Below are 21,064 nucleotides of genomic sequence, written 5' to 3'. Positions count from 1 at the left end.
TGGAGCGGGCCTTCAATTTGATGAAGCAGTGGCGAGGGCTCGCTACGCGCTATGACAAACTCGCGGTGACCTATCGAGCCGGGGTTGTGATCGCAGCGATCCTGACCTGGCTACGCATATAGGAGACACGCCCTAGCCGATGGAACGAGCCCTCGGAGTCGACGAATCGCCCGGATCGAGTGCCGCCACGCGAGATAGCGACGGGGCACGCGTGTACTCGCGTTCGTCGGGTGACGGGTGAGACCGCGACATAGGCGACCATCTTGATCGCCATCGCGACGCCCATCACCGCACCGGCATCTCCGCCTGCGATCTCGAATGCGAGCCGGCCCAGAGCGACGGTGAGCAGCCCCGTGCCGAGCAGCGCGATGATCTGCGCGGTGAACAGCTTCGCGTAGGACGGGTTGCGGAGCACAGCGAGCATCAGGACAGGCCAATCGATTCGAGAGCGGAGGGCGACGGGGTTACCTCTGGGGAGCGTGGTGGTGCACCTGCCGATATCACGCGGCGGCGCGTCTGCCGATGGCCTGGATCCCCCAGGCGATGAGGCCGCTGATGGCCCCGATCATCGTGCCGGTGAAGATGCCGCCCGGGATCGCGGCGATACGCGGGATCAGGGTCGCCGCCGCGCCGTTGCCGATCGTGGGCGGAGCGCCCTGGAAGGCGACGTCCCAGAGGATCTGGTGAGCGGCCACGAGCATGACGCCGAAGATCGCACCCACGACCAGCAGGCTCAGGAAGGGGTTCGGCACCTTCTTGATCACCGCGAGCACGATCCAGATCGCGACCGGGCCGATGGCGAGCAACCAGTTCAACGGGGCGGCCCCCTCGATGAGGTGCAGATCGTGCAGTACCACTCTGGGGAGGCCGAGGGCCGCGAGGCCGATGAGCGCGAGCACCGGGAATCCGAGGGGGTTGCGCGAGGAGACAGAGGACCGGGAAGACGTGCGGTTGGAAGTCATGCCGCTACGGTAGGTGCGGCACCCACCCGGTTTCGTCCGCGCTGAAGCGACAGTTCGAGTCGCGCTCGAGCGACCCGGGTCGCTCGTCAGAACGTCACGAGCCCCGAGCGGTGCGCGACGACGATGAGCTCGGGCCGATCCCTCGCCCCGAGTTTCGTGAGAATGCGGCTCACATAGGTGCGCGCCGTCGCAGGGCTCAGATGCAACGCCGCCGCGATCTCGTCATTGGTATCGCCGTGCCCGACCCTCGCGAGCACCTCGAGCTCGCGGCCGCTCAACGCGGCGAGACGCGGATCCGGAGACGAAGCCGCTCCCCCGGCGGCGGCCATGTCCATCACCCGCTCGGCGATCGCGGGCGATAGGAGGCGCTCGCCCCTGCCGGCCCGCAACATCGCCTCCCGCAGCTCCTCGCGCGGCGTGTTCTTCAGCAGGTAGCCGATCGCGCCGGCGCGGATCGCGTCGACGATATCCGTGTCGTCATCGAAGGTGGTCAGCACGACGACGTTCGTGCCGACCAGACGCTCATCCGCGCGGATCGCACGCGTCGCCTCGATGCCGTCCATGACAGGCATCCGCAGGTCCATGAGCACCACGTCCGGACGGTACTTGCGGACGGCCTCGACGCCGCGACGCCCGTCGGTCGCCTCGGCGACGACGTCGATCGACGGGTCGCGGCTGAGCAAGGTGCGGACCCCGGTCCGCACCAGATCCTGATCGTCGACGAGCACGACGGATGTCATGCTCCCGCCTCCAGCGGTATCGATGCGCGCACGGCGAATCCGGCCCCATCGGGACCAGCGGAGAAAGTGCCCCCGAGCAGCAGCGCGCGTTCGCGCATTCCGGACAGGCCGCGGCCCTTCGCCTCACCGGTGCTCGGCGAGCGATCCGGGAAGACGCGCCCGTCGTTCACGACCGAGACGCGAAGGAAATCCGCATTCTCCCTGATATCGACATCCACCCGGGAGGCATCGGCGTGACGCACCACGTTCGTGATGGCCTCCTGCACGATCCGGTAGGTCGCCGCCTCCAGCATCGGCGGGAGCGGAGAGACCACGGATACCGAGGTCACGACCTCGAGCCCGGCTCTTCTGGCCGGCAGGATCGCGGACTCCAGGTCGGTGATGCGCAGAGGCGTCCGCGACCCGGGATCCTCTCGACGGAGGCTCGCGACGGTGCGGCGCAGGTCCTCGAACGACGTGGAGGTCGTCGTCGCGATCACCCGCACAGCTTCTCGGGCTTCGCATTCATCCCGGGCGACGGTCTCGCCGGAGCTCAGCGCCTCCTCGGCGGTCTGCGCATGCAGCGCCACGACGGTGAGCGCGTGGCCGACGGAGTCGTGCAGTTCACGGGCGATGGCCAGGCGCTCCGCCATGGCGCGCTGCTCGGCCTCCCGCGCGGAGCGCTCGGCGGTCAACTCTCCGATCTCCGCAGCCCGTCTGCGCAGCTCGCGGCGAGCGCGGACGCCGTCTCCGAGCGCGATCGCGGCGGCGAGCAGCAGGGCATGGCCCGGGAGCTCGTACCCGACGACGACCGATGGATCCTGCCCCTCGACGAGGCGGTAGGAGACCGAGATGCCGAGCACTGCGATGGCGGTCACGATCGAAGCCACGATGCGGCCCTGCTCCGCGGCCGAGAACACCGCGGCGGCGAGCGGGACCGCCACCCCGATGGCGGGGTAGCCCGCGGCATAGTAGGAGATCACGGCGCCGGCCGACAGGAGGAGCACGATCACGGGATAGCGGCGGCGCACCAGCATCACCCCGCCCAGACCGACGGCCCAGAGGTAGGCCCAGGCGTCGGGATCGCTTCCCTGGATGTCGGCCGCGATGAACAGCGACACGACGAGCGTGACGCCGATGCCCAGGAGCACGTCGAGGATCCACCGCGCCGGTCGCACGGTCTCACCCGCAGCCGGCGAAGCGTGAGATGCAACCCGAGTGGTTTCGCACGTCATGGTGACATGGTAGGTCCGCACACCGGAGATCGGCAGTCGCCCCCGGGCGACACTTCCGGCGCTTCGGCCCATTGTTTCGCACGCCCGACAAGCCGAATGCGGAGCGTCAGCTCTCCTGCTCGGCCTTCCCCTCGCGCTCCTCGCGTTCCGCCTCCTGCGCAGCCCGCAGTTCGTCGGTCGCCGCCCGCAGGCGCTCCTCGGCGCGCTGCCTGCGCCGCTGCGCCAGGGTCGACGCGCCGTAGCGCGCCCTCAGCCGGTCCTCGGCCTCGGCAGCCCCCGTGATGATGTAGCAGGAGGCGATCAGGATGACCTGCGCCGAGAGGTTGAACCAGAGCAGCAACGCGATGAGCGACGCGAAGGTCGCGAGCAGGGGATTCGAGGTGGCGCCTCGCACGAAGAGGCCCGACAGCTCCTGCAGCACCGTCAGACCGATGCCTCCGAGAACGGCGCCGGCCCACAGGGTTCGCGCAGGCGCGCGCACTCCCGAGAGCAACCGGAAGACGAGGGCGATCGCGAGCGCGTCGATCGCGAACACCGCGAGAATGCCGAAGGCGCGCACCGCCGTCTGCGCGACCCCGCTGCTCTCCGAGAGACCGAACCACCCGGCGACCGTTCCGATGCCGAGCGAGCCGAGGAAGCTCGCGGCCGCGGCGGCGACGAGCAGTCCGCCGAAGCCGATGCCGACGAGCAGGTTGCGCAGCAGCACCCACAGGAAGAACGCGTCGTCGGTGAACTCGTCGGCGAGCACGCGCAGCGCCGCGCGGAGGCTGCCGATGGCGCTGATCGCGGCGCCCACGAGACCGGCGAGCGAGACGACGCCCACGAGGCTGAACCCGACGGGCGCGTCGATGCTCGCGGGGTCGACGAGATCGCCGATGCCGGGGATGACGGCTCCGAGCGCATCCATCAGCGCGCTCATGGCGTCGGGGTTGCCGCTCAGCCAGAGCGCCGCGATCGAGAAGCCGAGCAGCACACCGGCGAAGACGCTGAACAGCGCGCGGTAGGTGATGCTGTCCGCGAGCATCGCTCCTCGATGCTCGGCGTACAGGAGGTACGCGCGCACGATGCGGAGTTCGAGCGCGCGGGCGATGAGCCGTTGCACGAGCGCGGCGGCTGCGCCCTTCTCCTTCGTCTGCCTCTCCTCGTTCTTTCCCATCCCATCACCATAGCCGCGCCGCTCGGGCCTCGCGAAGGGGCTGGTGCCGCGGCGGCGTATCGGGTATGCCGCATGGGGCATGCACGGTGACGACCGGGCGGGGGCGAGGCTGGGCGAGGGATTCTCGGGCATTGCCGGCCCTGCCGGCCCGGCCCTACCAGCCGGTGCTCAGCACACGGTCGAGCTGCGCCACGACGAAGTCGGCGCTCTGCGCAGTAAGACACAACGGCGGCTTCACCTTGAGCACGTTCGAACGCTCGGAAGTCGTGAGCACGATCACCCCGAGTTCGCGCAGCCGCTCGCAGATCGCCGCCGCCTCGGCGCTCGCGGGCTCCATGGTCGCGCGATCCCTCACCAGCTCCACGCCGAGGTAGAGCCCCTCGCCGTGCACCGGGCCGACGATCGAATGCTTCTCGGCGAGCGCCCGGAAACCCGCGGCGAGGCGCGCGCCGACGACGCGCGCGTTCTCCTGCAGCCCCTCCTGCTCCATCGCGTCGAGCACCGCGATCCCCACCCGGCACGAGAGCGGGTTGCCGCCCGCCGAGGAGAAGAACTGGCCCTGCGAGGCGAGGGCGTCCGCCACGCGCTTCGAGGTGACGACGCCGCCGATCGGGAAGCCGTTGCCCATGGGCTTCGCGATCGTGACGATGTCGGGCACGACGCCCGACTGCTCGAAGCCCCAGAAGCTCGAGCCCATGCGCCCGAAGCCCACCTGCACCTCGTCGGCGATGCACAGCCCGCCCGCGGCGCGCACGCGTGCATAGACATCGGAGAGATAGCCGTCGGGCAGCAGCACGCCGCCCGCGTTGCCGAGCACCGACTCGCAGATGAAGCCCGCGACCTCGCGCCCCTCCGCCGCGAGCATCGCGAGGTCGTTCCCGAGATCGGCGGCGTAGGCCGGGCCCGTTCCCTCGCCGCGATAGGTGCCGCGGAACCGGTTGGGCACGTCGGCCACGTAAATCCAGTCGGGTCGGTTCTCGAGCGCGTAGGGGTTGTCGTAGGCGCTCGTGGTGACGGCATCGCTGGCCATGGTCCAACCGTGGTAGGCCTCGCGCAGCGCGACGACGGTCTTGCGTCCGGTCGCGGCCTGCGCGAGCCGCAGCGCCAGATCGACGGCCTCGGAGCCGCTGTTCACGAGCAGCACGGTGTCGAGCCCCGAGCCGGCCGGCAGCTTCGCGAGCAGTCGCTCGCTGTACTCGGCGAGCTCGCGGTAGAGGAAGCGGGAGTTCGTGTTGAGGATGCGGATCTGACGGTTCACCGCGTCGGCCACCCCCGGGTGCCCGTGCCCGAGACCCGCGACGTTGTTGACCATGTCGATGTAGCTGCGCCCCGTGGTGTCGACGAGGTGGTGCCGCCACCCGCGCTCGATCTGCATGGGCCGCTCGTAGTAGCGCTCCTGCGCGCTCGCGAAGATCCGCTCGCGACGCAGCTGCTCATCGGCCGATTCGTCGCGCTGCCCGGTCGGGGTGAGGCCCAGGAGGGGCGAGGGATCCGGCGCCAGGCGCCTCCAGGCCGGGACCCGATCGGGTTCGACGAGCTGTGCCCGCCCGAGCCCCTCCTCGGTGAGCGGCAGCGCGTCGGGCCGCCTGAGCCCGACGGCGATCGGGCGAGGCCGCTCCGCCTCGGGGAGCTCCCCGAGGCGCGCGCCCGGCACGATCTGCTGGCCGGCTACCACCCCGGTACGGATCCCGCTGACGCCGAGGTGCCAGCCGCCGAGCGAGAGCACGACCGTGCTGGGCCCCACGGCGAGCACCGTGCCCGCGACGGGCGAGCGCACCTCGAGTGCGTCTCCCGCGCCGACCCACGCCTCGAGATCCGCGGGCCACGTCTCCGCCGCGTCGACGGAGTCGACGCTCGTTCGGGTGAGGCGGTAGACCCCGTACGGCAGCACGGCGGCGGCCGCGCCTCGACCGATGGCCGCCGCGATGAGGCCGCTCTCCGCATCCGTCGAGAGCCAGGCACCCGACGCGAGCGCCTCCGACTCGACACCGGGATCGAGCACCTCGACCGGGCCGCCGAGCCCCGGCAGCAGGCCGCGCATCTGATCGACGCCGGCGGGCGCCCAGGGCAAGGCGACGAGCTCGAGACCATCGCGGTGCGGCCGTCCCTCGAAACCGAGCCGCGCGAGCACGGCCTCCGTCGCGACCGTGAGCGGGATATCGGTCGCCGAGTCGAAGATCCACTGCTCCCCCGCCACGCGCTCGCGCGCGTAGTCGTTGCCGCCGTCGATCTCGAGCTGCCGCCATCCGCTCGCCACGAGCAGCGCGGCGCGCAGCACGATCAGCGGCCAGACGGCTCGTGCCTCGGCCGGGCTCAGCGGCGCGCGCAGGTGGAAGGCGCCGATCGCGTCGAGCACGCGCAGCGGCCGACCTGGCTCGTGGTGCAGCATCGACGAGGCCGTGACCGCGAGCTCCGCGACGCGCCAGCCGTAGCCGATGTCGCCGAGGTCGATGATCACGCGCGGGTGCAGTCGCGCGTCATCGCCGGGCCTCCCCATGACGTTGTCGTCGGTGAGGTCTCCGTGGATCGCCTGCACGGGCAGCGCACCGGCGACCGAGGCGAGCGCCTCGTGGGCCTCCTGCGCGGCTGCGAGCACCCGTTCGCGCAACGAGTCATCGGCGATGGCGGGTGCGAGACGCACCGTCTCGTCGTAGGCCACGCGCATGTCCCAGGCGTTCTCGCGGGCGAGACCCGCGTGCGAGAGCCCCGCCAGCGCGAGCACCGATTCGGCTGCGAGGGCCCCGAACTCCTCGAGCACCACGGGTGCGAGGTAACCCGCGTCCACGAGCGGAGCTCCGTTCGCGAACTCGCTGCGGCGCACGGCGAGGCCGTGCCAGCGCTGGGTGAGCTCGCCGTCGAGTCCGGGCAGCACGGCCGGCACCTCGAGGCCGGCGGCACGGTAGGCGTCGAGCGCCGCATGCTGGGCATCGCGCGCCGAGTCTCCGAACACGGGATTGTCGACGCGCAGCACGCTGCGCGTGCCATCGGCCTCCAGCAGCACGAAGTTGCGGTCCTGGTTGCTCCCGAGCTCGCTCGCCACCGCCTCGATACCGTAGAGTTCCAGGGCGATGACGGCCGCATCGGCCTCCGACACCTCGGGGCGGACCAGGCCGCCCGCGTTCTGCTCCGTCACAGTGTCTCCGTTCTCATAGGCTCATCACTCATCGACTCGTACCCCGACCCCGTCGAGGGGCGGAAAACCGGTGCGTTTCCCTCCTCTCGGCCCGATCTCCCGCCCTTCGAGGGCGTCAATGCGGTCGGAGGAGTTCGGAACTCAGACTACGCGCGCCAGGATCTCGGGCGCGAGGGCCGTGAAGGCCCGCGTGCGGTGCGAAGCGGCATCCTTCTCCGCGGCCGTGAGCTCCGCGGCCGAGCGCGTCTCCCCCGTCGGCTGGAACACGGGGTCGTAGCCGAAGCCGCCCGCCCCGCGGGGCTCGCGGAGGATGCGGCCCTCCCAGACACCCCGCACCGCGATCTCGTCTCCGTCCGGGAGCGCGAGCGCCGCTGCGCACACGAAGCTCCCGGCGCGGTGCGCGTCCGCGACGTCGGTGAGCTGCCACAGCAGCAGGTCGACGTTCGCGCGGTCGTCGCGGGCGGGGCCTCCCCAGCGCGCCGAGAAGATGCCCGGGCTGCCTCCCAGCACGTCGACTGCGATGCCGGAGTCGTCGGCGATCGCGGGCAGTCCCGTGTGAGCCGCGGCGGCGCGCGCCTTGATGAGCGCGTTCTCCTCGAAGCTCAGACCGTTCTCGACGGGCTCCGGGCCGTCATAGCCGATGAGCTCGACTCCCGGGATCAGCGGACCGAGGATGCGCCGCAGCTCCTCGAGCTTGTGCGCGTTGTGCGATGCGAGCACGACCCGCACCGGTGCCGCGCTCTGCAGGCCCGACCCGCCGCCCGCAGTCATCGCGCGCCTCCCAGCGCCGCACGCTGGATCTCGCGCAGCTCTGCGGCCGAGCCCAGCGCCAGGTCGAGCAGCGCGTCGAGCTCGTCACGGCAGAACGGCGCGCCCTCGGCGGTGCCCTGCACCTCCACGAAGTCGCCCGAGCCCGTGACGACCACATTCATGTCGGTCTCGGCCCTCGAATCCTCGACGTAGGCGAGGTCTGTCATGGGCGTGCCGCCGACGATGCCGACCGACACGGCGGCGACGCTGTCCTTCAGCGGCTGCGCCTTCCTGCCGATATGACCTTCGTCCCGAGCCCACTCGATCGCGTCGGCCAGCGCGACGTAGGCGCCGGTGATCGAGGCCGTCCTGGTGCCGCCGTCGGCTTGCAGCACATCGCAGTCGAGCACGAGGGTGTTCTCCCCGAGCGCCTTCGTGTCGATGACGGCGCGGAGGCTCCGACCGATCAGCCGCGAGATCTCGTGTGTGCGACCGCCCACCTTGCCCTTGATCGACTCGCGCTGCATGCGCTCGTTCGTCGAGCGCGGCAGCATCGAGTACTCCGCAGTGACCCAGCCCGTGCCCTTGCCCATCAGCCAGCGCGGCACACCGGGCGTGAACGATGCCGTGCAGAGCACGCGCGTGGCGCCGAACGAGATGAGAGCGCTGCCCTCGGCCTGCGCGCTCCAGCCGCGTTCGATCATGACCGGGCGCAGTTGCTCGGGCGTGCGCCCGTCGGCGCGGGTGGGGTCGATCATCTCGTCTCCTCTTTCGGTGGTCATCGGGCGGGTCATCGCGCTGCGTTCATCGCCCGACGGTCGGGTCGGCGGCGCGGTCAGCCCGGCAGGCGGATCGCGCCGGTCTCCAGGCGATCGACGGCGTCGATGCCGATGCCGAGCATGCGGCGCGCGAGATCGACGAAGCCGCGGGTGTCGGCACCCGTCGCCTCGTAGCGCACCACGGGCTCCCCCGCTCCGGTCGGGCGCAGGAGTTCGCGCTCGGTGAGCACGCGGTACACCTCGTTCGCGGTCTCGATGTCGCTCGATACGAGCGCGACGTCGGCGCCCACGACCTGTCCGAGCGCTCCCCGCAGGAAGGGGTAGTGGGTGCAGCCGAGCACGAGCGTGTCGATATCGCGCGCCACGAGCGGCGCGAGATACCGCTCCGCCGTCGCCAGCACCTCGGGGCCGCTCGTGCGCCCCGCCTCCACGAGCTCGACGAAGCGGGGGCACGCCGCCGAGGTGAGCGTGATCTCCGGGCGCATCGAGAACAGGTCGTCGTAGGCCCGCGACTGGATGGTGCCCTCGGTGCCGATGAGGCCGACGCGGCCGTTGCGGGTGATCGCGGCGGCGCTGCGCACCGTGGGCCCGATCACCTCGACGACGGGCACCTCGTAGCGCTCTCGCGCGTCGCGCAGCACGGCGGCAGAGGCGGTGTTGCAGGCGATCACGAGCATCTTCACGCCCTGAGCCACGAGGTCGTCGAGGATCTCGAGCGCGAAGCGGCGTACCTCGGCGATCGGGCGGGGACCGTAGGGGGTGCGCGCCGTGTCGCCGACGTAGATCATCGACTCCCCCGGCAGCTGATCCCTGATCGCCCGGGCGACCGTGAGACCGCCGACGCCCGAGTCGAACACGCCGATCGGCGCCTCGGGCGAGGGATCAGGTCTGTTCACCCGACCAGCCTATCGCGCGCGGCCTCTCAGCCCGCTCGATCCAGGTGCGCCGGTGCAGCTCGGTCAGCCCGAACTCGGCGATGCCGTCGTAGTGGGCCCTGGCCCCGTAGCCCTTGTTGGAGGCCCAGGCATAGCCGGGGTGCGCGTCGTGGGCGGCGCGCATGATCGCATCGCGCGCCACCTTCGCGCGCACCGACGCCGCGGCGACGCCTGCGCACAGGCGGTCGGCGCCCACGCGGGTGCGCACGTCGAGCGGAGCGCGCAGCGCCGGGGTGAGCCAGTCGTGCGAGCCGTCGACGATGATCGCCGCGCGCTCGACCGGGATGCCCGCCGCGTGCAGCACCAGCAGGGCCCGCCGCCCGGCCTCCCCGAGCATCGCCGTGATCCCGAACTCGTCGATCTCTGCGGCGCTCGCGTAGCCGACGCCGCCCGCGCCCCACGCCTCCACGTGCGGCGCGATCGCCTCACGGCGCTTCTCGCTCAGCAGCTTCGAGTCGCGCAGCCCCTCCGGGAAGCCTCCTCCGACCCCGACCACGGCGTGCACGCCCACCGCCACCGGACCGGCGATGGCGCCGCGCCCGACCTCGTCGACACCGATCACGCAGGCGTAACCGGCCTCGAGCAGCTCGCGCTCGAGGTCGAGGGTCGGGTCCTTCGACTCACTCACCCGCCTGGTCGACCCCCGTGAAGGTGCCGTCGGGCCGCCCCAGCCAGGTGAAGCGGCTCAGCGGCCAGTTGAGCACGAAGGCCCGGCCGACGATCTCCTCCTCGGGCACGAAACCCCTGCCCGGCTGATCCTGGTTATAGCGGGAGTCCTTGCTCTGATAGCGGTTGTCGCCCATCACCCAGATCGATCCCTCGGGAACCTCGACGTCGAAGTCGATCGCCGATGCGCGAGACTCGCCCTCGGGGATCACGATGTAGGGCTCGTCGAGCGGCACCCCGTTGACCATGATGCGCCCCTCGGCATCGCAGCACACGACACGGTCGCCGCCGAGGCCGATGACGCGCTTCACCACGTAGTCGTTGCTCGTGTCGGCGGCGAGGCCGACGGCCTGCAGCACCTTCTCGAATCCCGTCGGGGTGGGAGCACCGCTCGGGTGCAGCCATCCGCCCGGATCCTTGAAGACCACGATATCGCCGCGCTGCACGGGCACGACCCCGGGCACGAGCTGGTTGACGAGGATGCGGTCGTTGACTTTCAGCGTCTGCTCCATCGACACCGACGGGATGTAGAAGCTGCGCACGAGGAAGGTCTTCAGCAGGAACGAGACCAGGAACGCGACGACCAGGATGATGACCAGGTCGCGGAGGAAGGCGATGAAGCCGCCGCGCCGTCGGGTTCCGGCTTCACTCATCACAGCTCCTGTCTCAGGGGTGCGCACGCGCGCTCGTACGGGCGGCCGGATGCGGCCGCAGACACCTCAGGCTCCCATCCCTGACGGAGGGGAGCCTGAGAGCGTCACAGGTTCGGCGGGACCTGCCCGCGGAACGGGCGGAGTCAGAACTCGCGCTTCTCCTTGACCTTGGCCTTCTTGCCGGTGAGGCCGCGGAGGTAGTAGAGCTTCGCACGGCGCACGTCGCCGCGGGACACGACCTCGATCTTGTCGATCGCGGGCGAGTGCACCGGGAACTTGCGCTCGACACCCACCTGGAAGCTGATCTTGCGAACCGTGAAGGTCTCGCGGACGCCCTCGCCGTGGCGGGCGATGACGATGCCCTGGAACACCTGGACGCGCGAGCGGTTGCCCTCGACGATGTTCACGTGCACCTTGACGGTGTCGCCGGCGCGGAACTCGGGGATGTCGCTCTTGAGCGACGCGGCATCGACGTGGTCGAGCTTCTGCATTTCAGTCTCTCTCTGCGCCCGCCGCAAGTCGGAACGCGGAAAATCGTGTGGTGAAGAATAGGTGTGCATTCACGGTCTGTGCGAAACCCTCGCGGCAGCGTCGCGCCGTGTGACACAAGGATCTATTATGCCACAGTTCTGAGGCGATATCGGACGGCGAGGGATCCCGGCGCGCCGCGCTCGCTCACTCAGCCTTCCAGGTCCTCGCGCAGCCGGCCGACGACACGGTAGCGCGCCGTGACGAAGGCGCCGTTGCGGCCGGTCTGGAGCAGTTCGAGGTCGAGGCGGCGCGGCAGGAGAGGCCGGCCGGCCCCGAGCACGACCGGCGCGGTCGAGGTGCGGATCTCGTCGAGCAGGCCCGCGTCGGCGAACTGCCCCGCGAGGTCGCCGCCGCCCACGACCCACAGCTCCTTCTCGCCCGCCGCGGCGAGCATCTCCGCGTGAACCTCGGGAATGGGAGTGCTCGAGAAGCGGACGTCCGCGTCCGGCCACGGCAGCGGAAGGTCGCGGTGCGTCATGACCCAGGCGGGCATCTCGTAGGGCCAGGGCTCCGACTCCCGCCCGAGGTGCCGGAGGATCCACTCGTACGTCGTGGCTCCCATGACGAGCGCACCGATCCCTTCGATGAAGCGCTCGTAGTCGCCGGGGCCGTCGTCATCCTGCGGCTGGCGCAGCAGCCAGTCGAGCGAGTCGTCGGGGTCGGCGAGGAAGCCGTCGAGGGTGGTCGCGGTGTAGTAGATGACGCTCATGGGCGTGCTCCTTCGTGGGCTTGGTCGGTGTAGGCGTCGGCGGGTGAGCGGAGTTCGGAGGGATCGGCGTCAGCGGCTTCGGCAGCGGCGCGCCGACGGGGATCGCCCTCCCGCTCCGGGGCCGATCCCTCATCCCGTTCGGCCTCTCCCCGCAGTCTGCGGAGCCACATGATGGGGTCCCCGTCGTCGACCCGGATGCCCTCCCGGCGCAGCATGAGGCGTGCCACCTGCCGACGATGCGCGGCGAAGGTGAGGACGTGCGCGACGACGGAGCCGAGCACGAAGCTCTCGGGCGGATCGCAGAGCGCGTCGACGAGGCGGTCGTTCCACCCACCCCGCTGCTCGATGTCGCGCACGGCCGCGAGCCAGCGCCCCGCGACGCGCTCGTGGCGCTCCCGCAGCTCGCCGACGCCGGGGTGCTCGGAGCGCTGCGGCAGGTCGAGCCCCTCGATCGCGGCGAGCCAGACCTCCTTCGCGTGCACGAGCGCCTCGAGCACCGCCCCGAGCGACGCCTCCTCGCCGTCCCACTCGAGCACGATGTTGCCCGGAAGGTGGGGACGCGCGAGCGCGTCGGCGTCGAGCTCCGTGGCGGCGGCGAGGAGCACGGCGGTGTCGTCGAGGTCGTGCCGCACGAGCTGTTCGGTGAGGGGGTTCATGGAGTGCTCCTCGGCACGCACCCAGAGGGAGGTGGGCGGGTGGAAGTGGATCCCGTTCGGGCTCGGCAGCCAGTGGTTCGAGGCGGGCGTGCTCGGCGGGTGCCCGAACGCGCGCGCGAAGGCGCGGCTGAAGCCCTCGGCGGAGTCGTAGCCGGCACCCCAGGCCGCCTCGGTGACGCTCGCGCCGCCTCGCAGCTGCCAGGCCGCGCGCTCGAGCATCACCCGTCGGCGCATCGCGACGGGACTCTCGCCCGCCGCGCGCGAGATCGAGCGGGCGAAGTGGAAGCGGGAGGCGTGCGCTCCCCCGGCCATGTCTTCGAGGTCGCGATGGTTCTCGTCGAGCACCGCGTCGAGCAGCTCGCGCAGCCGGTCGCGTCGGTCGGTGGTCATGCATCCAGTCTGGCCGTGGCGCGGCGCACGCGCATGACCGATCTTGCCGAGTGCGCCCGCCGACGGGAATGTCAGTGGCCTCTGCCATCATCGGGAGCATGGAACCCCAGGTGCAGACCATCCGCGACGCGGCTGTCCGCGGCGAGGCGGAGCGAGCGCTCCACGGCGAGGCGGCCGGGCTGCTGCGTCGGCTCACGGGCCGCCCCGACGCGGAGTTCCACGACGGCCAGTTCGAGGCGATCCGCGCGCTCGTCGCCGAGCGTCGCCGCGCGCTCGTGGTGCAGCGCACGGGCTGGGGCAAGTCCGCCGTCTACTTCGTCGCGACCGCGCTGCTGCGGCAGCGGGGTGCGGGGCCGACGCTGCTCGTCTCTCCCCTGCTCGCGCTGATGAGGGATCAGGTCGCGGCCGCGGAGCGCGCCGGCGTCAGGGCAGCGGCCATCAACTCGGCGACGTCGGAGGAGTGGTATGAGATCGAGGCGCGCCTCGCGGCGGACGAGGTCGACGTGCTGCTGGTGTCGCCCGAGCGTTTGAACAACCCGCGCTTCCGCGAGCAGCAGTTGCCCGGCCTGCTCGCGCGCACGGGTCTGCTCGTGATCGACGAGGCGCACTGCATCTCCGATTGGGGCCACGACTTCCGCCCCGACTACCGGCGCATCGCGACGCTGCTCGCCGAACTCGACCACGACGTGCCCGTGCTCGCGACGACCGCGACGGCGAACGCCCGCGTCGTCGACGACGTGGTCGAGCAGCTGGGGCGCGACGTGCTGACGCTGCGCGGATCCCTCGCCCGCGAATCGTTGCGACTCGGCTGCCTGTCGCTGCCGACGCCCCGCGAGCGGCTGGCGTGGCCCGTCGCGCACCTCGGCGAGCTGCCGGGCAGTGGGATCGTCTACGCCCTGACGGTGTCGGCGGCCGAAGACACCGCTGCGCTGCTGCGCGACGCGGGCTATCCCGTCGCCGCCTACACGGGGCGCACGGACCCCGAGGAGCGCGAGCGGCTCGAGGCCGCGCTCAAGGCGAACGAGGTGAAGGCGCTCGTGGCGACGAGCGCACTCGGCATGGGCTTCGACAAGCCCGACCTGGGCTTCGTCGTGCACCTGGGAGCGCCATCCTCCCCGGTCGCCTACTACCAGCAGGTGGGCCGCGCCGGGCGCGGCGCCGCGAACGCCGACGTGCTGCTGCTGCCCGGGCCTGAGGACGCGGCGATCTGGCGCTACTTCGCCACCGCCTCGATGCCTGATCCCGGGCGGGCGGCCGCGGTGCTCGCGGCGCTCGGCGGCCCCGACGACCCGCCACTCTCCACGCCCGCGCTCGAGGCGCGGGTCGACATCCGGCGCAGCCCGCTCGAACTGCTGCTCAAGGTGCTCGACGTCGACGGTGCCGTGCGGCGCGTGTCGGGCGGGTGGGTCGCGACGGGCGCCCTGTGGCGGTACGATGCAGAGCGCTACGCGCGGATCGCGGCGGCGAGGGAGGCCGAGCAGCGCTCGATGCTCGAGTACGAGCGGGGCGGGCGCTGCCGCATGGAACTGCTGCAGCGCGATCTCGACGATCCGAGCGCTGCGCCGTGCGGGCGCTGCGACGTCTGCGCGGGGCCTTGGTACCCGGCCGAGGTTCCTGCCTCCGCCGCGGAGCGCGCCGCGGGCCGACTGCAGCGCGTCGGCGTGCCGATCGAGCCGCGCGGCATGTGGCCGACCGGCGCGGATCGGCGCGGGCTCGCGGTGAAGGGGCGGATCGCGGCCGAGGAGCGGCCGCAGGAGGGTCGAGCGGTCGCCCGCCTCACCGACCTCGGCTGGGGCGGCCCGCTGCGCGAGATCTTCGCCGCGGGCGCCGGGGACCGCGAGATCGATGAGCGTCTTCTGGAGGGGGTCATCGCGACGCTGCGCGACTGGCCGTGGGAGCAGCGTCCCGTCGGCGTCGTCGCCATGCCCTCGCTCACGCGCCCACGCCTCGTCGCAAGCACGGCCGCAGCCATCGCAGAGCGCGGGCGCCTGCCCCTGCTCGGCGCGCTCGACGTCGATCCTGCGATTCCCGTTGCGGGACCTGGAGGCAACAGCGCATTCCGTCTGGCATCGGTCTGGGAGCGGTTCAGCCTGGCGCCGCAGCTCGCCGAGACCGTTGCGCGGGCGCCTGGCCCGATCCTGCTCGTCGATGATCTCGTCGACAGCCGGTGGACGCTGACGGTCGCCTCCCGCCTGCTGCTGCGGGCGGGCGCCCCGTCGGTGCTGCCCTTCGCGCTCGCGAGCGTGGGGTGAACGAGGCTCCGCCTACAGCTGGCACCCCGGACACCAGTAGAGTTTGCGGTTGCCCATCTCCTCCAGCACGATGTTCGTTCCGCAGCGTTTGCAGGGCGTGCCCTCGAGCTTGTACACCCAGTGACGCTCGTCGCGCTGCTCGAGCGCCTTCCGGTAGGCCTCGCCCTCGAGCCCGTCGATGGTGATCATCTGGCCGACGGTGATGCCGATCTCGAGCAGGTGCGCCCAGTCGTCCCAGAGCGCCTCGAGCACCGTGCGGTCGAGCGTGTTGGCCGGGGTGTGCGGGTCGAGCTCCGCGCGGAACAGCATCTCGGCGCGGTAGACGTTGCCGATCCCCGCGACCACCGCCTGGTCCATGAGCACGAGCCCGATGGGCGTCTTCTTCCTGTGTGCCCGCTCGACGAAGCGCTGCCGTTCGGCCTCGGTGTTCGCGTTCGCGGGGTCGGGGCCGAGCCGCTGGATCACGGCGTCGACCTCCGCCGGTGTCAGAACCTCGCACGCGGTCGGGCCTCGCAGGTCGGCGCACACCGTCTCGTTGAGCAGTCGCACCCGCACCTGCCCGACGGGCTCGGGCGGAAAGGCGCCCTCTTCGCGGGTCTCGCGGTCGTTCTCCGCCATGCGCATGCGCATGCGGCGCGGGGCCCCGATCGACGTCACCGAGTCCTCTGCGGCCTCGTCGACCACGCCGGCCATGCCGGTCTGTCCGAGGCGGCCGCGCCCGAACTTGGTGGCGTGGATCTGAATGGAGGGATCCACCCGCACCTCGCCCGCGAAGTCCCATGCGCCGTAGATGCCGAGGTGCACGCGCAGCCACTCGTCGCCCTCGAACTCGAGGAACATCTGCTTGCCGACGGCGCGCGCGTCGAGCATCTCGCGACCGTTCAGGACCGCTGCGCCGGCGGCGAAGCGGCCCTGGGGGCTTGTCACCGAGGGCGCCGTGCCCACGAAGTTCGCGCCGAACTGCCGCGCGATGCGGTGGACGGAATGGCCCTCGGGCACGACGCCCTCCTCTTCTCCGCTCGTCCGAGCGGTTACAGCGAATCGACCTGCTTGCCCGCGATCGCGCCGGTGCGCTCGTACTCCCGCAGCTGGGCGATGCGGCGCACGTGGCGCTCGTCACCCGGGAAGGGCGTGGAGATGAAGAGGTCGATGAAGCGGATCGCGTCCTCGACCTCGTGCTGGCGGGCGCCGATCGAGATCACGTTGGCGTTGTTGTGCTCGCGCGCGAGCGTCGCGGTCGACTCGTTCCACACGAGGGCCGCACGGATGCCCTCGACCTTGTTCGCGGAGATCTGCTCGCCGTTGCCGGAACCGCCGAACACCACGCCGAGCGCCTCGACGCCGTCGCGCTCGTCGCGCGCGACGCCGACCGCGGCGTTGATGCAGAACGAGGGGTAGTCGTCGAGCGCATCGTAGCTCTCGGGTCCGTGGTCGATGACCTCGTGCCCCTGTTCGCTCAGGTGCTGCTGCAGTCGCTGACTGAATTCGAGGCCGGCGTGATCTGTGGCGACGTGAATACGCATGAACGCCAGTCTATCGAGGTTCGGCGCGCTCTCCGCCTGCCGAGTGGTCCGCCCCCGTCCGGCTCGGCACGAGCAGCAGGATCGCCCATCCGAGGGGCGCCACCGTGAGGCACAGCATGAGCAGCTCGAGCGGCGCGAAATCGCGCGGAGCGGCATTCATCAGAGCGAGGCCGACTACGGGACCGGCCACCTGGCCGAACGCTCCAGCTGCGCTGAAAGCGCCGATGAAGCGCCCGGCGCGACCCGCCGGCGCGATCTCGAGCGCCGATGCGAGCAACACTGAGTTCGCGACCCCGACCGCGGCACCGCTCAGGAGCGCCCCGAGAACCACCGGCGGCAGCGATCCCGACCCCGCGCGCAGCCCGATCGAACACGCGAGCAGCAGCGCCGCCCCGATGAGCAGCGCTCGGGACTTCCGCAGTCGCTCGGGACGGGCGAAGAGCGCGAGAGCGGCAGCGATGAGTCCCCCGAGGGCGGCGGCGACCACGAGCGCGCTCGCGCGCACCGTCGCCGCCCCGCCCAGGTCGAGCCGCTGCTCCAGGTCGAGCGGATGATAGCTCACGAAAGCGGCGACCACGATCGAGGTGAGGCACTGCACCAGGAGCAGTCTCCACGCGCCGATCCCGATAGGGCGGGCCGCGGAGGAGCTCCGTCCCCGATGCTCCCCGAGCGGCTCGGACTCGGGTGGGAGCGCAGCCGGGACACCACCGCGGAGTCCGGCAATCGCCCCGCGGTCCCAGCGGGCACGGGCCACGACCACAGCCGTGTAAGCGAGTCCGATCAGCGCGAACGCCCCGCCGATGACCCAGGCGGCCTGCGGCAGAGCGATGAGCAGCAGCACGGGGATGAAGATCCCGAGATACCCGCCCAGCACCATCACCACGGAGCCCCTCCGTCGATGCGCGGCACCCGCGGTCGCGAGCACCGTGCGGAGCAGTGCCATCGCGCCGGAGTATCCGAACTGCGCGGTCGCCCACCCGCCGACGAGAGCGGGGAGCGCCGGAACCATCGCGATAGCCAGCCCAGCGGTTCCGATGAGCACCGCGAGCAGGACCCAGAGCCATCTGCGGCCGACGGGATCCGGTCCGTGATCGGCTGCCCAGCCGAAGCAGAGCGCCCCGATCACCGCACACACCGCACCCGTCGAGATCGTCGCCGCTACGATGCCGGCGGCCGCGTCGGCATCCCCGAGAAGCGAGGCTCGCTCGGCTATACCGCCGATCACCGGCGGCGTCAGCGCCGCGAGCAGCAGCAGCTTTCCGACGTTGGCGCGGATCGCGGTGCGCCGCGACTCCGCGCCGCTCACCCTGCTTCCTCGCCCGTTTTCTGCGGGAACAGCCCCGCGTCGGCCGCCGCCCGGATGGCCTCGGTGCGGCTGCTCACACCGAGCTTCCTGTAGACACGGGCGAGGTGCCATTTCACGGTCTCCCTGCTCAAGAAGAGCGAACCGGCCGCCGCCGCGACAGTCCCGTGCTCGGCAACCGCCACGAGCGAGCGCCGCTCGGCCTTCGTCAGCGCCCCGATGCCGGGCGGTGGCACAGGACGGGCGAGCGCCAACGGTCCGAGTCGGGGAACCAGGTCGGTGAGCGCCGTGAGGCCCGGCACCGGGACCGCGAGAACGGGTGTCCGCAACCCGTGCTCCGACATCACCTCGACCGCGTGTGTGCCGAATCGAATCGCCGCCGCGGTGTCCTCCCCGAGTCGCGCCGACTCCGCCTGCAGCAGCAACAGCTCTGCCCGCCGTCGCGGCCGTTCCCCCGGTCCGGGCTGCTGCTGCAGTGTCCCCAGCAGCATGCGGGCAGCTTCTGAGCGTTCGGAGGCGAGCAGCGCGTACACTCCGACGAGGGACTGCTGGCGAGCCATGGCACGAGGCAGCGTGAGACCCGCGTGCCAGCGCAGGCGCGCTTGCAGCTCTGAGAGCGCGCGCTTTCGCGCGGGAAGGGCGGAGAATCGACGCAGCCGTCGGTCCATCCGCCGGTCGAGATCGACGAGCGCATTTCGCGCACCGGAGCGTCGCTCCGCGATGAGTGCCCGCAACTCGGTCAGATAAGGCCAATGCTCGATGGTCGCCTCGTGCGGGGCAAGCGCTTCGACATGCTCCTCGGCGAGACCGAGGTCGTCGGCTTCGAGGGCGAGCAACGCGGCGGCGATGCGATACCCCGCCCCCACGTATGAGCTGTGCCATCCGTGGGGCGCTTCGCGCGCCTCGCAGCGCTCGATGGCATCGCCCGCCTCGCTCATCGTCCCGCGCCAGGCCGCCCCGAGAGCGCGAAGTGCGAGAACATGCGCGCTCGACGGCGATGTGCCCGCCTCGAGCCCCGGGCCGACACGCTCCAGCACACGCTCTGCGGCATCGAAGCGGTCGGCGTGAAGGTGCGTCAACCCGGCCTGCGCGATCCCCGTGGCGATGGCATTGCGCAGCTGCGGGGCCTCGGACTCATCGAACTGGTCGAGCGCCGCTTCGAAGCGCACGGCCATCCGGCCCGCGAGATCCTCGTTGCCGCTCAGCCGCGCCGCCACCATCCGCAGTGCCGACGCCACAGCTCCCGGCGGGCCGGCCTTCGCAGACTCGGCAGCGAGTCTCGGGCCTGCGAGCGCTTTGAGCCCGCTCAGCAACGCGTCGAGGCGCCCGCGCGGAAAAGCGTACTCGTCGATCAGGGCGAACGCCGCGATGACTGGATAGCGGTCGCGAACCCTCTGCGGGACGCTGCTCAGCGTCCGGTATCCGACGTGCTCCGCCCGACGGTCGACCCGCTGCACGCCGTGCTCGAGCAGCAGCGTCTCCAACAGCTCCCAGGCCTCCGCGTGGAGGGCGGCGCGCATGGCGAACACCGGCTTCCCCGCGCGCTCGAACTCTTGCGCCGCACGCCGATGGAGTTCCCGCATCCGTCCTTCACCGAGCTCGGTCTCAGCCCGAGACTGCAGCTCCTCGCGGATGAGGTCGTGGTGACGATACCACCGGGTGCCGTCTGCTTCCTCCCAGAACCCGGCTCCCACCTCGGTCTCCCCGTCGAGAAGCTCGGCGGCGCGTTCCTCTTCGAGGCCGAGCACTCCCGCGAGAACGGGCGCGGAGATCTCGTCGAAGAGCGCGGTCGCGCAGAGCGCCTCATGCCGAGTCTCATCGGCTTCGCGCAGCAGTCGGTCGACGTAGCGGGATACGAACTCGCGCCGCGTCGCCAAGGGCGGCCGCCCGCTCGCCGCGTACTCCACGACGGCTGCGTGAGCGGCGATGGGCCAGCCGCCCGTCTCGCGCAGAATGAGCGCCCCGAGGCGTTCCCGCTCAGCCGAAGAGGCCTCCGGGAGATACTGCGAGAGCAACTCGTCCATCTCGTCCGGCGTGAGCCTCAGGTCGTCCGAAGACGCCTCCCTCAACGGCACCAGCATGCGCGCGTCGAGGTCGAGCAGACGAGAAGGTCTCGACCGGGTCGTGAGGATCACTCGCAGTCCATGTTTCGCGGTGAGCGCCTGCAACAGGGTCTCCCCGAGGAGCTCGCCTGCCTCCCGCCCGGCTTCGACGCCGTCGATCACCAGCACCATCCGGTCAGGAGCATCGGCGCAGAACGCCTCGAGGGCGCGCTCTGCTCCGCCGAGCGCGTCCCCCGCACGCCGCGGCGCCGCCCGGCCCTCCCCGGCGACCAGCCCGGCCTCGAGCATCGCATCGAGCGCGGCCTCCCAGATGCGCTCCGCCTCCCTGCGTCCCCCGTCGCCGCGCACCCACAACGCAGGGGCGTCGTCGCCCATCGCGGCGGCGAGCTGCGCCGCCACGACGGACTTGCCGGACCCGCCACCGCCCCAGAGGACCACGAGCGCCGGATCGCCCGCGGTGAGGCGGCGGATCAGATCGCCCCGGTCGAGGAGCCGATGCCGGCTCATCGGAAAGAAGTGCTTCATTTCCCTCGGCCCGTCGGACTCCCTCTGTGCCCGGCCGAGCCTCCTCACTCTCTGTTCTCCCGTTCGCCGCGTCCCCTCGCGGCCGGGCTCCCCATCGGTGCCGGCGCCGCGGCGCAGTATCGGC

18 protein-coding genes and 1 pseudogene are annotated in these 21,064 nt (G+C 71.4%); 1 reads left to right on the top strand and 18 read right to left on the bottom strand.

The window, feature by feature from the left end; all coding sequences use genetic code 11:
- Nucleotides 1–232: 232 nt before the first annotated feature.
- The 14 genes and pseudogenes from J4H91_RS10345 to J4H91_RS10280 form a co-directional block, all read right to left on the bottom strand.
- Nucleotides 233–424 (bottom strand): annotated as a pseudogene (locus J4H91_RS10345) (MFS transporter); the annotation flags it as partial.
- Nucleotides 425–500: 76 nt separating this feature from the next.
- Nucleotides 501–962 carry a hypothetical protein gene (locus J4H91_RS10340; RefSeq protein WP_208046182.1) on the bottom strand — a complete coding sequence of 154 codons (462 nt, stop codon included), beginning with the start codon at nt 960–962 and terminating at the stop codon, nt 501–503.
- Between the two features lie 86 nt (nt 963–1,048).
- Nucleotides 1,049–1,702 carry a response regulator transcription factor gene (locus J4H91_RS10335; protein ID WP_208046181.1) on the bottom strand — a complete coding sequence of 218 codons (654 nt, stop codon included), beginning with the start codon at nt 1,700–1,702 and terminating at the stop codon, nt 1,049–1,051.
- On the bottom strand, nt 1,699–2,859 hold the full coding sequence (locus J4H91_RS15900) for a histidine kinase (protein WP_208046180.1): 1,161 nt from the start codon (nt 2,857–2,859) through the stop codon (nt 1,699–1,701). Before J4H91_RS15900 ends, J4H91_RS10335 begins: the two co-directional genes overlap by 4 nt.
- A 163-nt stretch (nt 2,860–3,022) precedes the next feature.
- Nucleotides 3,023–4,072, bottom strand: coding sequence for a YihY/virulence factor BrkB family protein (locus tag J4H91_RS10325; RefSeq protein ID WP_208046179.1), 1,050 nt, complete (start codon nt 4,070–4,072; stop codon nt 3,023–3,025).
- A 154-nt stretch (nt 4,073–4,226) separates the two neighbouring features.
- Complete coding sequence (locus J4H91_RS10320) at nt 4,227–7,205, bottom strand: aminotransferase (protein WP_208046178.1); 2,979 nt, start codon at nt 7,203–7,205, stop codon at nt 4,227–4,229.
- A gap of 141 nt (nt 7,206–7,346) precedes the next feature.
- Nucleotides 7,347–7,976: an RdgB/HAM1 family non-canonical purine NTP pyrophosphatase gene (gene rdgB, locus J4H91_RS10315; RefSeq protein WP_208046177.1), complete on the bottom strand. Its 630-nt coding sequence runs from the start codon at nt 7,974–7,976 to the stop codon at nt 7,347–7,349.
- Nucleotides 7,973–8,713 carry a ribonuclease PH gene (gene rph / locus J4H91_RS10310; protein ID WP_208046176.1) on the bottom strand — a complete coding sequence of 247 codons (741 nt, stop codon included), beginning with the start codon at nt 8,711–8,713 and terminating at the stop codon, nt 7,973–7,975. The genes rdgB and rph overlap by 4 nt, the downstream gene beginning before the upstream one ends.
- A 77-nt stretch (nt 8,714–8,790) precedes the next feature.
- Nucleotides 8,791–9,630: a glutamate racemase gene (murI, locus tag J4H91_RS10305; protein ID WP_208046175.1), complete on the bottom strand. Its 840-nt coding sequence runs from the start codon at nt 9,628–9,630 to the stop codon at nt 8,791–8,793.
- Entirely contained in the window at nt 9,617–10,297 is a 681-nt protein-coding gene (locus J4H91_RS10300) for a ribonuclease HII (protein ID WP_208046174.1), read from the bottom strand. The genes murI and J4H91_RS10300 overlap by 14 nt, the downstream gene beginning before the upstream one ends.
- Nucleotides 10,290–10,988: a signal peptidase I gene (lepB, locus tag J4H91_RS10295; protein WP_208046173.1), complete on the bottom strand. Its 699-nt coding sequence runs from the start codon at nt 10,986–10,988 to the stop codon at nt 10,290–10,292. The genes J4H91_RS10300 and lepB overlap by 8 nt, the downstream gene beginning before the upstream one ends.
- A gap of 143 nt (nt 10,989–11,131) precedes the next feature.
- Complete coding sequence (rplS, locus tag J4H91_RS10290; RefSeq protein ID WP_208046172.1) at nt 11,132–11,479, bottom strand: 50S ribosomal protein L19; 348 nt, start codon at nt 11,477–11,479, stop codon at nt 11,132–11,134.
- Between the two features lie 188 nt (nt 11,480–11,667).
- Nucleotides 11,668–12,228: a dihydrofolate reductase family protein gene (locus J4H91_RS10285; RefSeq protein ID WP_208046171.1), complete on the bottom strand. Its 561-nt coding sequence runs from the start codon at nt 12,226–12,228 to the stop codon at nt 11,668–11,670.
- Nucleotides 12,225–13,274, bottom strand: coding sequence for a helix-turn-helix transcriptional regulator (locus J4H91_RS10280; protein ID WP_208046170.1), 1,050 nt, complete (start codon nt 13,272–13,274; stop codon nt 12,225–12,227). Before J4H91_RS10280 ends, J4H91_RS10285 begins: the two co-directional genes overlap by 4 nt.
- 98 nt (nt 13,275–13,372) lie before the next feature.
- Here J4H91_RS10280 and J4H91_RS10275 point away from each other — a divergent pair, with 98 nt between their 5' ends.
- Nucleotides 13,373–15,526 carry a RecQ family ATP-dependent DNA helicase gene (locus J4H91_RS10275; protein WP_208046169.1) on the top strand — a complete coding sequence of 718 codons (2,154 nt, stop codon included), beginning with the start codon at nt 13,373–13,375 and terminating at the stop codon, nt 15,524–15,526.
- Nucleotides 15,527–15,538: 12 nt separating this feature from the next.
- Here the strand turns inward: J4H91_RS10275 and J4H91_RS10270 are convergent, their stop codons facing one another.
- Genes J4H91_RS10270 through J4H91_RS15600 form a run of 4 tightly spaced genes read right to left on the bottom strand, consistent with a single transcriptional unit; the run spans nt 15,539 to nt 20,922 of the window.
- Nucleotides 15,539–16,525, bottom strand: a complete 987-nt coding sequence (locus J4H91_RS10270) for a DNA-formamidopyrimidine glycosylase family protein (RefSeq protein WP_208046168.1) — start codon at nt 16,523–16,525, stop codon at nt 15,539–15,541.
- Nucleotides 16,526–16,557: 32 nt separating this feature from the next.
- A complete protein-coding gene (locus tag J4H91_RS10265) occupies nt 16,558–17,049 on the bottom strand; it encodes a ribose-5-phosphate isomerase (RefSeq protein ID WP_208046167.1) in 492 nt (163 codons plus the stop codon).
- A gap of 10 nt (nt 17,050–17,059) precedes the next feature.
- Nucleotides 17,060–18,355 carry an MFS transporter gene (locus J4H91_RS10260; protein ID WP_208046166.1) on the bottom strand — a complete coding sequence of 432 codons (1,296 nt, stop codon included), beginning with the start codon at nt 18,353–18,355 and terminating at the stop codon, nt 17,060–17,062.
- Nucleotides 18,352–20,922, bottom strand: coding sequence for a helix-turn-helix transcriptional regulator (locus J4H91_RS15600; RefSeq protein WP_243752873.1), 2,571 nt, complete (start codon nt 20,920–20,922; stop codon nt 18,352–18,354). The genes J4H91_RS10260 and J4H91_RS15600 overlap by 4 nt, the downstream gene beginning before the upstream one ends.
- Nucleotides 20,923–21,064 lie beyond the last annotated feature (142 nt).

It is taken from the genome of Leucobacter ruminantium, assembly GCF_017565705.1.
Classification (GTDB): domain Bacteria; phylum Actinomycetota; class Actinomycetes; order Actinomycetales; family Microbacteriaceae; genus Leucobacter; species Leucobacter ruminantium.
The sequence above is the reverse complement of the archived record's forward strand: the minus strand, read 5'-3'. Positions and strand labels throughout refer to the sequence as shown.

What these genes read in the sequence shown, in the direction of transcription:
- J4H91_RS10340 (WP_208046182.1), bottom strand. Translation starts at nt 962, where the DNA reads ATGACTTCCAACCGCACGTCTTCCCGGTCCTCTGTCTCCTCGCGCAAC.
- J4H91_RS10335 (WP_208046181.1), bottom strand. Translation starts at nt 1,702, where the DNA reads ATGACATCCGTCGTGCTCGTCGACGATCAGGATCTGGTGCGGACCGGG.
- J4H91_RS10325 (WP_208046179.1), bottom strand. Translation starts at nt 4,072, where the DNA reads ATGGGAAAGAACGAGGAGAGGCAGACGAAGGAGAAGGGCGCAGCCGCC.
- rdgB (WP_208046177.1), bottom strand. Translation starts at nt 7,976, where the DNA reads ATGACTGCGGGCGGCGGGTCGGGCCTGCAGAGCGCGGCACCGGTGCGG.
- rph (WP_208046176.1), bottom strand. Translation starts at nt 8,713, where the DNA reads ATGATCGACCCCACCCGCGCCGACGGGCGCACGCCCGAGCAACTGCGC.
- lepB (WP_208046173.1), bottom strand. Translation starts at nt 10,988, where the DNA reads ATGAGTGAAGCCGGAACCCGACGGCGCGGCGGCTTCATCGCCTTCCTC.
- rplS (WP_208046172.1), bottom strand. Translation starts at nt 11,479, where the DNA reads ATGCAGAAGCTCGACCACGTCGATGCCGCGTCGCTCAAGAGCGACATC.
- J4H91_RS10285 (WP_208046171.1), bottom strand. Translation starts at nt 12,228, where the DNA reads ATGAGCGTCATCTACTACACCGCGACCACCCTCGACGGCTTCCTCGCC.
- J4H91_RS10280 (WP_208046170.1), bottom strand. Translation starts at nt 13,274, where the DNA reads ATGACCACCGACCGACGCGACCGGCTGCGCGAGCTGCTCGACGCGGTG.
- J4H91_RS10275 (WP_208046169.1), top strand. Translation starts at nt 13,373, where the DNA reads ATGGAACCCCAGGTGCAGACCATCCGCGACGCGGCTGTCCGCGGCGAG.
- J4H91_RS10265 (WP_208046167.1), bottom strand. Translation starts at nt 17,049, where the DNA reads ATGCGTATTCACGTCGCCACAGATCACGCCGGCCTCGAATTCAGTCAG.
- J4H91_RS15600 (WP_243752873.1), bottom strand. Translation starts at nt 20,922, where the DNA reads ATGAGCCGGCATCGGCTCCTCGACCGGGGCGATCTGATCCGCCGCCTC.